This is a genomic window from Portibacter marinus (assembly GCF_021533195.1).
Taxonomy (GTDB): domain Bacteria; phylum Bacteroidota; class Bacteroidia; order Chitinophagales; family Saprospiraceae; genus Portibacter; species Portibacter marinus.
Window position 1 is genome coordinate 26,716 of record NZ_JAJNKB010000008.1, and the last position, 14,832, is coordinate 41,547.

17 protein-coding genes are annotated in these 14,832 nt (G+C 37.7%); 5 read left to right on the plus strand and 12 right to left on the minus strand.

Features of this window, described 5'->3' with window-relative positions:
• Positions 1-215: 215 nt before the first annotated feature.
• On the plus strand, positions 216-887 hold the full coding sequence (locus L2567_RS16230) for an RluA family pseudouridine synthase (protein ID WP_235298859.1): 672 nt from the start codon (positions 216-218) through the stop codon (positions 885-887).
• 4 nt (positions 888-891) lie between these two features.
• Here L2567_RS16230 and L2567_RS16235 read toward each other — a convergent pair whose 3' ends face one another.
• The 3 genes from L2567_RS16235 to L2567_RS16245 are packed head-to-tail and all read right to left on the minus strand — an operon-like array spanning position 892 to position 3,255.
• Entirely contained in the window at positions 892-1,497 is a 606-nt protein-coding gene (locus L2567_RS16235) for a DUF5683 domain-containing protein (protein ID WP_235298860.1), read from the minus strand.
• 39 nt (positions 1,498-1,536) lie between these two features.
• Entirely contained in the window at positions 1,537-2,427 is an 891-nt protein-coding gene (locus tag L2567_RS16240; RefSeq protein ID WP_235298861.1) for a ParB/RepB/Spo0J family partition protein, read from the minus strand.
• A complete protein-coding gene (locus tag L2567_RS16245) occupies positions 2,428-3,255 on the minus strand; it encodes a ParA family protein (RefSeq protein WP_235298862.1) in 828 nt (275 codons plus the stop codon).
• 121 nt (positions 3,256-3,376) lie between these two features.
• Between L2567_RS16245 and L2567_RS16250 the strand changes: the two genes are divergently transcribed.
• Positions 3,377-3,919, plus strand: a complete 543-nt coding sequence (locus tag L2567_RS16250) for an NADPH-dependent FMN reductase (RefSeq protein ID WP_235298863.1) — start codon at positions 3,377-3,379, stop codon at positions 3,917-3,919.
• A gap of 12 nt (positions 3,920-3,931) precedes the next feature.
• Here the strand turns inward: L2567_RS16250 and L2567_RS16255 are convergent, their stop codons facing one another.
• Complete coding sequence (locus L2567_RS16255; protein WP_235298864.1) at positions 3,932-4,546, minus strand: SRPBCC family protein; 615 nt, start codon at positions 4,544-4,546, stop codon at positions 3,932-3,934.
• A 143-nt stretch (positions 4,547-4,689) separates the two neighbouring features.
• On the opposite strand from L2567_RS16255, the gene L2567_RS16260 reads away from it, so the two are divergent.
• Positions 4,690-5,862 (plus strand): AIR synthase related protein, encoded by a 1,173-nt coding sequence (locus tag L2567_RS16260; RefSeq protein WP_235298865.1) that lies wholly within the window; start codon positions 4,690-4,692, stop codon positions 5,860-5,862.
• 9 nt (positions 5,863-5,871) lie between these two features.
• Here L2567_RS16260 and L2567_RS16265 read toward each other — a convergent pair whose 3' ends face one another.
• The gene (locus L2567_RS16265; protein ID WP_235298866.1) at positions 5,872-6,612 is read right to left on the minus strand and encodes a hypothetical protein; all 741 of its coding nucleotides are present in this window, start codon (positions 6,610-6,612) and stop codon (positions 5,872-5,874) included.
• 12 nt (positions 6,613-6,624) lie between these two features.
• Positions 6,625-7,956 carry an adenylosuccinate lyase gene (gene purB, locus L2567_RS16270; protein WP_235298867.1) on the minus strand — a complete coding sequence of 444 codons (1,332 nt, stop codon included), beginning with the start codon at positions 7,954-7,956 and terminating at the stop codon, positions 6,625-6,627.
• Between the two features lie 42 nt (positions 7,957-7,998).
• On the opposite strand from purB, the gene L2567_RS16275 reads away from it, so the two are divergent.
• Together L2567_RS16275 and L2567_RS16280 are read left to right on the plus strand one after the other, a co-directional pair.
• Positions 7,999-9,165, plus strand: a complete 1,167-nt coding sequence (locus L2567_RS16275) for a M50 family metallopeptidase (RefSeq protein ID WP_235298868.1) — start codon at positions 7,999-8,001, stop codon at positions 9,163-9,165.
• A gap of 6 nt (positions 9,166-9,171) precedes the next feature.
• Positions 9,172-9,873 (plus strand): SIMPL domain-containing protein, encoded by a 702-nt coding sequence (locus L2567_RS16280; protein ID WP_235298869.1) that lies wholly within the window; start codon positions 9,172-9,174, stop codon positions 9,871-9,873.
• 16 nt (positions 9,874-9,889) lie between these two features.
• Here L2567_RS16280 and L2567_RS16285 read toward each other — a convergent pair whose 3' ends face one another.
• The 6 genes from L2567_RS16285 to L2567_RS16310 all read right to left on the minus strand — a co-directional run bounded on the left by L2567_RS16285 (position 9,890) and on the right by L2567_RS16310 (position 14,773).
• Entirely contained in the window at positions 9,890-10,990 is a 1,101-nt protein-coding gene (locus L2567_RS16285; RefSeq protein WP_235298870.1) for a pyridoxal phosphate-dependent aminotransferase, read from the minus strand.
• 50 nt (positions 10,991-11,040) lie between these two features.
• Complete coding sequence (locus L2567_RS16290; RefSeq protein ID WP_235298871.1) at positions 11,041-11,820, minus strand: alpha/beta fold hydrolase; 780 nt, start codon at positions 11,818-11,820, stop codon at positions 11,041-11,043.
• 157 nt (positions 11,821-11,977) lie between these two features.
• Positions 11,978-12,376, minus strand: a complete 399-nt coding sequence (locus L2567_RS16295; RefSeq protein ID WP_235298872.1) for a hypothetical protein — start codon at positions 12,374-12,376, stop codon at positions 11,978-11,980.
• Positions 12,377-12,592: 216 nt separating this feature from the next.
• Entirely contained in the window at positions 12,593-13,018 is a 426-nt protein-coding gene (locus tag L2567_RS16300) for a hypothetical protein (protein ID WP_235298873.1), read from the minus strand.
• Complete coding sequence (locus L2567_RS16305) at positions 13,018-13,272, minus strand: SemiSWEET transporter (protein ID WP_235298874.1); 255 nt, start codon at positions 13,270-13,272, stop codon at positions 13,018-13,020. The genes L2567_RS16300 and L2567_RS16305 overlap by 1 nt, the downstream gene beginning before the upstream one ends.
• Before the next feature lies 1 nt (position 13,273).
• A complete protein-coding gene (locus tag L2567_RS16310) occupies positions 13,274-14,773 on the minus strand; it encodes a CotH kinase family protein (RefSeq protein WP_235298875.1) in 1,500 nt (499 codons plus the stop codon).
• Positions 14,774-14,832 lie beyond the last annotated feature (59 nt).

The window sequence follows — 14,832 nt, forward strand, 5'->3', positions numbered from 1 at the left end:
TCAATAATTCATATATGTATTGAAATAAAAAACAGCAATCTATAAATATTTAATATTTTGAATATGTTATGTGTTGGTATTGAGGCGGCTCGAAAGGTAAATTCTGCTCAATTTTTTCCCCTTCAACTTCATTTTTTTGAAAATATCAGCCCTTAAAAGGCTTCCTTTATTAAATTGCATCACATGTTTTTTAGTTTTAAGCCAAATATTAATTTATGAAACCTATCATCATATATGAGGACAACCATTTGATTGCCGTAAACAAAAGAGGTGGTGAATTGTCCCAAAAAGACAAAACGAATGATGACTCTTTAATCGAGAAAGTGAAAGCTTACCTGAAGATCAAATACAATAAACCTGGTGAAGTTTACCTGGGTTCAATTCATCGTTTAGACCGACCAACCTCAGGGGTCATTATTTATGCCAGGACATCTAAAGCTTTAACAAGAATGAACGATATCTTTAAAAAGCGAAATCTGACAAAAAAATACCTTGCTTTGGTTAATCGAAAACCACCTGAGATCAAAGCAAAATTGGAGCACTACCTTGAAAAAAATCACATAAAGAATAAGTCATTTGTAACCCACAGCAAAAATACTAATGCTAAAAAAGCTGAATTGGAATATGAGGTTTTAAGTGAAGTGAATGGGGCGTTTGTATTAAGTGTAAACTTATTGACAGGTCGCCATCACCAAATAAGATGTCAATTGGCGGCTATTGGTTGTCCGATCATAGGAGACTTAAAATATGGTCATCAAAAAGCGAACTCAGATAAGTCCATTTGTTTGCACTGTAGTGAACTGAGCTTTACTCATCCTGTAAAGAAGGAATTGTTACTTATTCGAGCAAAGGTCCCGGATATTCCGGAATGGAGAGATGTGGGCTAATTCACTAAAATCGATAGGATAAACTGACTCCATTGACCGTACCCGTGTAGTTGATGCCAGGGGCAGAATAATTTATACTAAGATCTTCATCGATGTCGAAAACTGAAAGATGACGATCAATGTAGGATTCTACTGCTACCAAAATGTGGATTACAATCATCGCCACTCCAGCTTGCTCGCTGGTCTTCTGAAACCTGTTTCGAAAATTATACAATGAACTTACTCCAGAGACACCGCGAAAACTGGCACTGCTATCACCCTCTACAGTCTCTCTGTATGCGTTATCAAAACCATTGAATTGACTTCTGAAATAGATGAAGGTTGCAATTCCTGCCCCTTCTGCAGCCAAGGCTAGAGGAACTTTCCAATAATCCTTATTATAGATCTGCCCCCCACCCGGGATAAGCATGCCATACAATATGGCTCTTCCGGGTTTTCCATTAAAAAGTGCCTTGAAGCTGGATGTTTTTTGAGTATAAGCATCATAGTCTACTGAATCAGCATCAATATATTCCTCATTAAAATCTTCGCTGAGTTCATTGCTCAGGGGTGATTGTGCGTTCAACCCTAATACTGCCAAAAGAATTATGAAAATGATGAGCTGTTTCATTAAGGTGTAAAACGTCTTGATTTCAGATAATGTTGCTGATTAATCATCCAGTAGCGCATCCATAATTGCATTTAACTCATCATCGTTCTTAAAGCCTATTTTAATCTCACCCTTGCCTGTAGTAGAACGGTTGATGCTTGACTTATACCCAATCTTATCGGCAAGTCTTCTTTCCATCTTCATCACTTCCGGATGCTTTTTTTCTTCAGTAGCTTTCTTTTTACCCGTAAGCTTACCTTCCTTATGCGCTTTGATTTGTTTTTCGAGTGACCTGACAGATATTTCTTGATCACGAGCCTGACGAAAGAGCTTCAACTGGAGACTAAGGTCTTCTATACCAAGCAAAGCTCTTGCATGCCCCATTGAGATTTTTTCTTCTTTAAGGGCAGTTTGAATTTCAGGGGGCAGCTTGAGCAACCGAACATAATTAGTTATTGTAGCTCTCTTTTTACCTACACGCTCTGAAAGCTGTTCATGCGTAAAATCGAATTCACCTAACAATCGATTATAGCTGATGGCCACTTCAAGAGCATTTAAGTTTTCACGTTGTATATTTTCAACCAGGGCCATCTCTAGCATCAATGCATCGTCAGCTATCCTAATGAAGGCCGGAATTTCGGTAAGACCCGCCATCTTTGATGCTTTGTATCTTCTTTCTCCCGAAATCAATTGAAAATTGCCATCCTTCATATCACGGACCGTTATCGCCTGAATGATGCCATAAGTTTTAATCGATTCAGCCAACTCTTCAAGTTGTTGCTTTTCAAAACTTCTCCTGGGCTGATATGGATTGATTTCAATATTTTCTAAAGGAATGTATTCGATATGACTGCTTAATTGCCGGACAACTTCACTGCGACGGTCATCGCTCTCTTCAATATTACTTAGTAGGGCTCGGATCCCTTTTCCTAATTCTTTCTTCTTACCCATCTATATTTTGGACTTCTTCAATTTAATGTTAAACCTTTCCATGGTTTCCTGATCATAAATGGAGTCAGTATTCCTTTCCAAAAACTCATGAGCTAGATTGAGAAAATTACTGGTTCCCTTTGAACTTGCATCATACAAGATGACGGGTTGCCCGGCACTTGGCGCTTCTCCAATCTTAGAATTTCTGTGGATAATGGTATCAAAAATATGATCTTTGATAATAGCATTTACCTCCTCAACGACCAGGTTGGCCATTCGCAGCCTTCTATCGTACATAGACAGTACTATGCCTTCTATTTCAAGACCGGCATTCAGGTTGTTCTTGACTAAATTGATGGTATTCTTTAATTTACCTAATCCTTCTAATGAAAAGATTTCGCATTGTACAGGTACGATCACAGAGTCAGCAGCTACCAATGCGTTGACCGTAATCAAGCCAAGAGATGGGAGACAATCAATAAAAATGTAATCGTATTCATTCTTAATTTGAGCGAGCATATTTTTAACCACAAACTCTCTTCTGCGAACACCCACCAGTTCTACTTCTGCGCCGACTAGATTGATGTCGGAAGGAAGCAAATATAAGTTGGGTGTCGATGTCTCTAAAATAGCTTTCCGAGGATGCACATCGTCCATAATGCAATCGTATATGGAGTATTCTACCTGATCATCATGAATGCCCACACCCGAACTTGCATTGGCTTGAGGATCAGAATCTACTAAGAGTACTTTCTTATTAAGGATAGCTAGTGCTGCGGCCAGATTAATAGCTGTCGTCGTTTTTCCTACCCCTCCTTTTTGATTAGCAATCGCTATTATCTTTCCCATGTATTTGTATTAATGATGCCAATGTGGCACTGAGAACTGGATGAAAATTTATATTTGCAAAGGTACAAAGATATGGATCAACTTTTGGAATTAAAAAATGTTCTGATATAAAAGCGAGTAAATGATTACAGTAATAGCGGGGACGAATAGACAAGGGAGTAGAACAAAGCAAGTGGCTGAAAGATATTTTGAATTAATCAGTTCAATGACAGATGAAGAATGTAAATTTCTGGCTTTAGAGGACTTGTCTGAAAACTTTATACACTCAATGATGTATGAAGAAGACAATCAGAATAAAGATATTGCTGAAAAGCAAGATGAGTACTTCACGCCCGCGCATAAACTCGTATTTGTTGTTCCTGAATACAATGGAAGTTTTCCTGGTATATTTAAAATGTTCATAGACGCCATATCTATTAGAAATTACAAAGAAAATTTCCAGGGCAAAAAGGTGGCATTGATTGGAGTGGCATCGGGTAGGGGAGGTAATCTCAGAGGGATGGATCACCTCACCACCAGTTTAAATTATTTAAAAATGAATATTTACCCCAACAGGCTTCCCATTGCCTTAATCGAAAAGGTAATGGACAAGAAAGGTCAATTTACCAACGAACTCATAAAATTAGAGCTGCAAAAGCACGCAGAAGGCTTTCTTCTATTCTAAATCAGGTCTTGATCAGAGTTTCTCTAAAGTGTACTTTAATTTTTCCACTGTATTGACCGGTGATGTATTTTCTAAATATTCTCTGAGATAATCTGGTAAGCTTCCACCTCTATCAACTAAAAATTGGTAGGTCAATACTTTTTTGCCATTTGCATCGATATCTATGATCAATTTACCCCTTGAATATGGAACTCTGACCATACTGGAGACCTTAGGTGTTCCATCCGGTATGCTTCTAAAATCAATATGTAATCTTTTATCACTTAAATGCCTTAACTCTATTCTGCCATAATCGTCCCTGTCACTGATAGGCCAAGGTGCATCAAAAATAGCATAATAGTCTTTCACATTACTGCCAGATTTCTTTTCCACACTCATACTACATCCACTCATCCATTTCTCAATGTTTTTTGGATTCATCAGAAAGGTAGATGCCTTCTTAAGATCTGCATTTAAGTGCAGAATGGCTTTTACTTCTTTAAACTCAAAACCTTCGATATGTCTATTGTATAGTTTAATACCATTTTCTTCTTTGACCAATTTCCATTCTTGAGCGGAACTTTCTTCGCCTGGGATAATGGTTGCTGTAATCAAAAAAACAATACTTAAAATGAAAGATTTTATCATGTATTTATTTTTCACATAAGACGTTTAAAAACCCAAAAAGAATCCCACTTTATCACATTTTTAAGCGAATAGTATGTAAGAAGACTAAACAGCTATTTATGTGCCATTATTATTATATGAATAATAAATTTTAGATTTGTGTCATGAGCGATGATTTAAAATATGGTCTGAGAGGAGTCTCTGCTTCTAAAGATGAGGTTCATCAGGCCATTAAAGGACTGGACAAAGGTTTGTTTGATTTGGCATTCTGTAAAATATTACCTGATTTTGCTGGAGGCGACCCTGAATTTTGCAATATAATGCATGCTGATACTGCTGGTACCAAACCAAGTCTTGCCTATATATATTGGAAAGAAACAGGTGATTTATCTGTTTGGAAAGGAATTGCTCAAGATGCTCTGGTCATGAACCTGGATGATATGGCTTGCGTGGGTTGTGTGGACAACATCATCATTTCATCAACCATTGGAAGAAATAAAAATTTAGTTCCAGGTGAAGTCATCACTGCCATAATCCAGGGAACAAAGGAGTTGTTAGAAGAATTTGCCGAGATGGGAATTAATATTCAACATGCTGGTGGAGAAACCGCTGATGTCGGTGATATTGTCAGAACTGCAGACGTAGGTTTCACAGCTTTTGGGAGGATGAAAAGACAGGACCTGATTATCAATGATATCCAGCCAGGTGATGTCATTGTCGGATTTTCTTCCTCAGGTCAATGTGCTTATGAGCAGGAATATAATGGCGGTATGGGAAGCAATGGGCTAACTTCTGCACGTCATGATGTTTTGGATAAATCGTACCGAATCAAGTACAAAGAAAGTTATGATCCTAATGTTCCAGAATCACTCATTTATGCCGGATCAAAGCTTTTGGATGAGAAAATAACCATTGGGACGCAAGAAATCACTATTGGAAAATTAATTTTGTCGCCTACCCGAACTTATATTCCACTAATTAAGAAGCTAATACCCTACAAGAATAACATACACGGTATGATTCATTGTACCGGTGGAGCTCAGACTAAAGTGCTAAAGTTCATTAAGAACTGTAAAATTGTTAAAAACAACTTGTTTGAAACGCCCCCATTATTTGAAATGATACAAAAAGAGTCGGGTACTTCCTGGAAAGAGATGTATCAAGTATTTAATATGGGACACCGGCTTGAGATCTATACCGATAAAAGGACTGCAAACGAAATGATTGAAATCTCTCAAAAAATGAAGATCGATGCCCAAATCATTGGGCATGTCCTTTCTTCTAAAGAAAATGAAGTAGAAATTGAAAGTCCATATGGCACCTTCAATTACCAATAATTAAAAGACCTATTCTTCTTCGGTAGCGTCTTTAATCACTTGGGCCGCTTCAGATGTTTTGGATTCCAATTGCTCTGAGACTTCTTCTACCGTCTCATTTGTCTCCTCAGCAAAGTCTTTGGCTGCCTCCTGAGATTCATCTTTAAGTTCACGAGCCTTTTCAGTCGCTTCCTCAGCAGTATCCTCAATTTTATCTTTTACATCCTGGGCAGTCTCTGATACCTGGTCCGCAGCCTTTTCGGTCTTCGTTGCTAAAGTCTCGGATACATCACTTACTACTTTTTCTGTTTGATCAGCAAACGATTCAGCTGCATCCTGTGATTTTTCTTTCAAGTCTTCAGCTTTTTCGGTGGCTTCTTCAGCACCCTTGTTGAACCTTGACTTGATTTCATGTGAGGCTTTGGATGTAAATTCCTGCGTTTTATCGACCACCTTTTCTCCAGCAGCCTTAGCTTTGTTTACTACATTCTTAACGTTCTCATTCTCCATCGCTTTATCGGCCATATCTTCTACTTTGTCTTTAATATATTCACCCGCCTCTTTCGTCTTCGACACAAAGTCTTTAACCTGCTCGTTCTTCATGGCCTTATCTGCAAAACCCTTTGCTTTTTCAGCTAGGTCTTCCACAGCATCTTGTGTTTTTTCTCCGAACTCCTTAAGATTCTCCTTTGTTTCTTTAAAAGCTTCACTCTCTACAATGTCTTCTACCTTATCTTTTGATTTTCTGAATAGTTTTTTGAAAAAGTTCATAATTCGTTGTTTTTAGTAATATCCCACATAATTTTGAGGTGTAATGGCAAGCATCTCCTCTTTAATATTATTTTCAACTTTTAATTCAGAAATAAAGTTCGCGATACTTTCTTTTGTTATCTGATTATTTCCTCTTGTAAGTGCTTTTAGCGCTTCATAAGGTTTTTCATATCCTTCACGTCGTAATATATTTTGAATGGCTTCGCTGACCACCGCCCAATTCGCTTCAAGATCCTCTTTCATTTTACTTTGATTAATTACTACTTTATTCAGGCCCTTCAAGAGCGATTTGTAAGCAATCAAAGTATGACCGAAAGGTACGCCTACATTTCGCAGCACAGTGGAATCTGTCAAATCCCGTTGTAACCTTGATATCGGTAACTTACCGCTTAAATGTCTAAAAACAGCATTTGAAACGCCAAAATTACCCTCCGCATTTTCAAAGTCAATAGGATTTACCTTGTGAGGCATAGCAGATGACCCTACCTCACCCTCGACAACCTTTTGCTTGAAATAATCCATGGAAATGTAAGTCCAGAAGTCTCGTGCGAGATCTATTAAAATGGTGTTGATCCTCGATAAGGCATCGAAAAGGGCTGCAAGTTGGTCATAGTGGGCGATCTGAGTAGTATATTGTGACCTGCTAAGTGAAAGGTCCTCTTCAACGAACTCATTTGCAAATGCACGCCAATCAATATCGGGAAAAGATACTTTATGAGCATTTAAATTACCTGTAGCACCTCCAAACTTAGCCTTAATATTGATTTCTTCCATCTGATGAATTTGCTCATCCAATCTTTCTATAAAAACTAATATTTCCTTACCCATAGTGGTCGGGGAAGCTGGCTGACCATGTGTCCTGGCCAGAATAGGAACTCCCTTCCATTCCTCCGAAAGGTCATGTAACTTCTCAGCCACAGCACCGAGAGCCGGCATGATAACCTCTTCCAGCGCTCCTTTGATCATCAATGGAAATGCCGTGTTATTCACATCTTGTGAAGTCAGTCCGAAATGTATAAATTCTACATTTTCCTGCAGTCCCAGTTCTCTAAATCTATCTTTGATGAAATACTCGACCGCCTTTACATCGTGATTTGTGGTTTTTTCGGTTTCTTTAATCACTTCAGCGTCTTCAGTTGAAAATTCCGACATGATGGCCTTTATTCCTTCCTTATCGGACGAGGAAACGTTATTGAGTTGAGGAAGGGTGTCACATAATTTCAAAAAATACTTAATTTCTACAATTACTCTATATTTGATTAGCGCTTCTTCGGAAAAGAAATTCTTGAGTTCGTTTATTTTGGATTCATAGCGACCGTCGAGCGGTGAAAGTGCAGATAGCATGGATTTTATTTTATAGTTAGAGGATGTAAATGTATAAAAACAATGCAAGTAATTTTAGGGGTGTTGATAGGAATCGCAGCTATATTCGGAATTGTTTTCAGCAGAATCATCACGACATTTATCCATGAACTAGGCCATGCCATTCCTGCTTTACTACTATCACCGGGGAAAGTCACCATGTATGTAGGTAGTGATGGGGACGATGCTAAATCCATTAAAATTCAAGTAGGACGACTGACCATCTTACTCTCTTTTATGATGTGGGATCTGGACATAGGATTGTGCCAATACCAAAGCACACCATCTATAGCTAAAGACTTAATGATCGTTTTGGGTGGTCCATTTCTAAGTCTATTGTCCGGTAGTATGATACTATTTTTTCTCGTAAATGCTGACCTTACTGATGGTTGGATCTTTGTTTTATCGATTTTAATGATTTCATCAATATCTGATTTTTTAATCAATATCATCCCTAGAAAAAGACCGAGGATTTTACGAAGTGGCGATAAAATCTTTAATGATGGTATGCAATTGGTTTTTCTTTATCAAAAGCGGAATCTGGTTCCCAGCTATCATGCAGCACTTGAATTGAAGAAAGAAGGGAAAAATGCTGAGGCCATCGAATTGATGCAAAACCTTACCAGTAAGTACCCTAAGAAAAGAGTGTACTGGGAAGAAATATTGGACCTGCAGTATATGAGTGGCGATATAAAGGCATTTTTGCAAACATATGATCAATATGAGTCAGCATTTGATCCGGCTTTTGCTTATGTAGGTCAATGGGCAGAGTATAAGATCAAATTGCATGATTATGATGATGTCGTAAAAAAACTTACGACATTGATATATGAAGGAAAGTCTTCTTACGTTCTGCATTACTACAGGGGTAAAGCATTGGTGGAACTTAGCGAATACCATGATGCCATGAGGGACTTCCATGCCTTGACACTAGGGGAAGTAGAAGATCCACGAGCTTTGGCCAACAGGGCTTATTGCCAGTTTAGACTGGGTTACAAGGAGGAGGCTCGCGAAGACGTAATTGAAGCTGTAGAGCATGGTCAAAGCCATATGGGAGAGATTTATTTTTTGGCTGGTGTCATCTTCGAAGATTCGGATGAACAAAAAGCTTTGGAGTTCTATAAAAAATCATTGGCTTTGAAATATAAACATCACGCCTTATCGTTTAATATATCTAGAATAGAAAAATAATGACGTATGTCTAGAAACTACATTTTGCCCTCTATTATATTATCGATTGGATTTATTTTAGGTTCAGCTGTGCTGGGAGTCTATTGGAAACAAGCCAGAGGTAAAGAAAGCTTTGTAACCGTTAAGGGATTATCTGAAAGGGAGGTAATTGCTGATCGGGGGTGGATGGCAGTAAATACTCAGTTCAGTTCCAATTCACTTGAGGATATAAAGGCACAGATGAGGAGTCATGAAAATGAAATTATTGACTATCTAAAAAGCAAAGGTTTTGGTGCAGAAGAAATAACAACAGATAACATTAATATTTTCACCAATGACTACAATAACGCCACTTACAGATATCAAGCTAATTTAAGGGTCACTGTATCTTCTTCTAACGTCGATGCCATAGAACAAGCATCGCAGGATAAATCCAGTTTGATTGCCCAGGGAATCTTAATTTCTGGTGATAAATGGCAGAATGGACCGAAATATTACTATACCAAGTTTACGGACATCAAGACAGAAATGATTGCTGAAGCAACTCATGAGGCCAAAAAAGCAGCAGAAGAATTTGCGACAAATTCTGGAGCATCAGTGGGAGATATCAGAAGAGCTAATCAGGGCATTTTCCAATTTCTGCCGGGTGACCGATCCAATGAAGGAGATGAATTTTACAAGGAGAAAATCATCCGCGTCGTTTCCACTTTAGACTTTTATCTTGATTAAAATATTACGGCCTTATTTAAGCCAGTACATTTTTGATGGTAGAACAAAACTGCTCCACATCCTCAGTTTTGCCCGTGCTGATTCTGCACCAATCTGTGAAAGGAGGAAATGGTCTTCCTACCAGAACACCTTTTGATCTCATCTTTTCGTTCAGTTTTACGATATCCATTCCGGACTTAAAAAATACGAAGTTGGTATGTGATTTTTTGTACTCAAGCCCAAGAAGATCAAGCGCACTGTAAATCATTTCTTTGCCTTCAGAATTTTTAGATTTACTAAACTCATAAAATTGAGCATCATCCAGGGCAGCAGATGCTGCCATAATTGCAGGAATATTGGTCGAAGCCATTAAATTCGTTCTGATTCGGTCAGCAATATCCGGTCTTGCGATTAAGTATCCAATTCGGATCCCAGCCAGTCCGTATACTTTTGAAAAAGTTCTGGATACAATAACATTCAGGTCTTCTTTGACCAATTGAGTCATATCTTCAAAACCTTCTTCCGTCACGTAGTCATTGTATGCTTCATCCACAAAGGCAATGGTTCTGCCGGAAATGGATTTACTAAAAGACCTGATTTCTGGAGTAGGAATTATGGTACCAGTAGGATTGTTGGGATTGCAAATGAATACCAAATTGGTGCGGTTGGTTATCCTTTTGTGCATTCCATCGAGATCATGGCCTAGCTCTCTGTTTACTGGGACATCGTAGATATGCATTCCAAACTGCCGGGCATATCTCAACATGGCTTGATATGTGGGGGAAGGAGCAACAATATTGCCACCTTCTTCAGCGAAAGTAAGTCCTGTGGCTGCGAGGCCTTCACGTGATCCTCCCGTAACTACAATATGTTCGCGCGATACACCATGTTTGGAAGCCAGTTTGGCTGCAAGTTCTTCCACATAAGCAAATGGATACTGATGTGCAATGTCAAAACTATTGATAATAGCCTGTCTGGCTTTTTCTGAAGGCCCATAAGGGTTTTCATTGTAACAAAGTCTGACCAGATCTGGACTTCCATTATCTAAAGGGTGGGTCATGTCCCATTTCCAAAAGGGGTTTAAAACCAATGCACCTGAAGCAGCAGAAGCTATTCTGAACCAGTTTCGTCTATCCATTTTTATCGTTTTCCTAAAGTTACAACTTTTTCATTGCAATTCTAGAAGATCTAAACGACAGACTTCATAAATGAAATCACTTTTTGATTGAAGATTTTTGGCTGTTCCACATTGACAACGTGCCCACAGTCCGGTATAACTTCAAGAATAGAGGACCGATGGTCCTTGACAAGTTTGGTGATGGAAGGCAAAAACATATGATCCTGAGCACCCATAATATATAAAGTAGGTATGCCAGAGTCTTTTATTCTGAAAAATTTCAATAATGGATTGACTTTAGAAGCTAAAGTAAACCATCTGATAAATTCTTTTTGGTATAGTTTCTTAGCTTCGTTGACGAATAACAATCTCGATTCCTTGTGAGATTTTTTAGGCATGATGATGAATGCGAAAAGACGATATAATAGTAAATATGGAATCACAGATTTAAGTAACACCCCTGTCTTCATGAGCACTTGCCCTCTGAGGTTTAATTTCATGACTGCTCCACCCATGACCATACTGATGGTTCTTTCGGGATATCTTTCCGTAATTTCTCTGATGAGAATGGTTCCCAATGAAATGCCAATAAAGTGTGTCTTTTGAATCTTTAGATGATCCAAAACCTCTATGATTTCGTCTCCCAAAACATCGAAAGAATAGCGTTTGATTTTTTGGTAAATAGGACTTTTGGATTTACCGTGACCTCTTAAGTCTACGAGTAAAACATTATAATGTTGCTTAAAGTCTCTGATTTGCTTATACCAAATAGAACTTGAACCACCTGCGCCATGAACAAAGGTGACCCATTCTGAATCTTTCGAGTGAATATGTGTGGAATAGTACAGCATCTTGTAACGACAACGTAAGGTACATTTATTTTGTTGAGGTTTTGATAGGCTTTACATGTTTGTTAACTAAAAAGCTGTTTTGTATTACCATAAAAGAAAAATGGCCTGTTAGTTAGTGCTAACAGACCATTAATTCTTTAAAATTTTTCTATAGCTTCTAAACCAGTGCAATGATCCACATCACAAAGAAAATAGCAGAAGCAATATATGCTGCAATTGCGGCATAACTTAAAAAAGTGATTCCACTACTGCCTGCAAGAATAGACATCAAAATACCTGCAAGGCCTAAAACCAAAAATAAAACGAAGTTACTTCTTGCCGAAGCTGCTACTTTGTAATAAGCAGATTTAACCTTAGCAACAACTGCTTTAAACTTAGTCTTTGTTCGCTTGAAGAACTTTTGAAAGATGTTTCCTTCTTTTGCCACATCACCTTCATTAAAATCAATGATCAGGCTGGCTGCTTCAGGAGAAATGGGATCAGTTGCATAAGTTTGTGGTAAGCCTAGAAAGAACATTACCGCTGCCAATAAAAACGTAAATGTAAACTTGTTCATAATTAGTATTTTTTCTTACATAGCTTCTATGGAATAAAAATGTTCGTTGCTAAAAGCATGCTTAAGTAAATAAACTTACTTTTTAGTGAAAACCAGTTGATGAACGCACATGAAATTTTTACACTGCCAGTATATGCAGCAAAGGTGTAGCTGCAGGAGGATAACAAGTTGGAAGCAAAGTAAACTAATACCAAAGCGATTTTAATGATTGATTAATCACAAAGAGGCTTTAACCTGCTCTTTATATTGAATCAAAGTTTTTTCGAGTTTTTCGTAAGTCTTATGACTCACCTGGAGTTGATTGAGATCTGAACCATTACCAAATTCTATGATGACATGCTCATCTGTCTTACGAATATCCACTAACTCATTCCAGGGTATAAAAACGGGAGGGTGAAACGGTCTGTAACGCTTTACCACACTCAAATAGATGCCTTCATCATTATATTTGAGATAAAGCCTGGAGCTATAATTAAGGTCATTCACACGGGCATCAAACCTACCGTAGTCCGTTCCATAAAAAACCTCTGTGGATTTGTATAATTTGGCCAACTTGCTCCAGGATGCCCTGGAAAATAAAAAAAGACTTAGAAACCACAATGGGACCAGTGAGAGCAAAACAATAATAGCCACGTTATCCATTACTTATATTTAATTTTCATTATTAGGATTGATGCTGCTAATATAACAGTTATAGCGTTTGAAACAATAACCGGGAGGTCATGGGTTAAAATTCCATATAGAAACCACAATGCTAAACCAGTGGTAAACATGATATACATAGGAAGACTGATATCCCTCGTATTTTTAGATTTTAAAATCTTGATGGCTTGTGGGAAAAATGAAAGAGTAGTCAGAAGAGCGGCAATTAATCCAATAGCTGTAATGTAATGCATGTCATTGAGTGTTGCAAAGATTATAGCTTTTCAGTTCAGCTATCCTTTCATTAATAATATTTCTAATATTACGACGACTTTTGTTAATTTCTGTAACAAATAAAAATTCTTGGTAAGGTTGAAGAGCATTTTGATCATCAGCCAATGCTGGTTTGATTAATGTAGTCATCTGATTAATGTAATCGTTTACATATGATGAGGTATAATAATTCTTTAAAAGGGTGCACATCTCTTTTTGATACATCCTCCTAAATCTGGGTATCGATAGTACTTTTCCAGCTAAGGATTGCTCATCTACCTGTGGGAAAAAACCAAAAGAATAGAATTGCTGTTCCGTGATATTCTGATATAATTTATCGCACTCGTCATTCCATTCTTCACAACATCCAGGTTTTTGTGAGATAACCTTATAAAATTTATAATTGTTTTTGGAATTTGGGTCTGACATGCAAGTTTGTTGGTCTTTTCTGGTATTTATGGTTAAGCAGATGCTTTTCTCGCAGTAATCAAGAATACTAAGATTTAGGCAGACTTCGTAATTTCCATGTCGTTTGTAGGTGTGAATTGGATTGGGAAGGTTACTGGTATTGCCGTCGCCAAATTCCCACCTATAAATCAAGTCTGTATAGTACTCTGAGTCATCATAAAAGCGATATGACTTTTTATCTTCTTTCAGAAAGAAGAATTGCGGGGTGATTTCGCAGTTTTCATACTGGCTTGGGAAAACGGCGCTAAAAGCCATATTTCCGTCCCATGGAATGATTTTAAATCTGCTGCTGTCTTCCGGTTGATTGAGATACCAATTTCTGCCTGTCTTAATGATCGAGTCATAATTATTAGTTGCTGTCAACACTACTAAAACCTTGATGAAATTTTTAACATCAAGTTTGTACTGAATAGAATCACTAAAATCAGTTCCTGCCTCATCATCAATAAATTTTAGGAATGCGGTCAAATCTTGCCAATCTTCTTCAGAAGCATTGCCTTTAAGATCAATTTGTCCTCGGTAGTTATTTGGATCACGACCTCTGTATTTAAAATTTGCCCATTTCATATTCTTAAATAGGGCACCATCGGTATACACATTATCTATTTGTTCTACAATCTGGTACACTCCAGCATAATTATTGTCAATGTAAACTTGCGCAAAGGATGTTCTTGGTGCAAGTACCCCCATTTCTCTAAACAACTTATAACTCATGGGATCACGAATGAAACTTGCATCTGCGAAACTGTTGTGAAGATTTAGTTTCTTAAGCCCCTGAAATTTTTGTCCTTTTTGAAACTCATTAAAATCAATTTTCAGAGACTTCTTTGACATTTGGGGTTGATAAGAACTTGCTCCTTTATATCGAATCCCCACAGAGTCTAGTAATTGACCATCTATTTCAATGCTGACTGGCAAATAGATATTTGCACCTTGTTTCCTGTCACTTATCACCAGATCGTTCAAGACTTCATCGTAATTTTCAACGTTCGTCTTTATGTTTATTCTGTGCAAAACACTATCATTGAATATAGTTTGTGATTGCAACTGAAATGCATAGAGTAAGCAAAAGA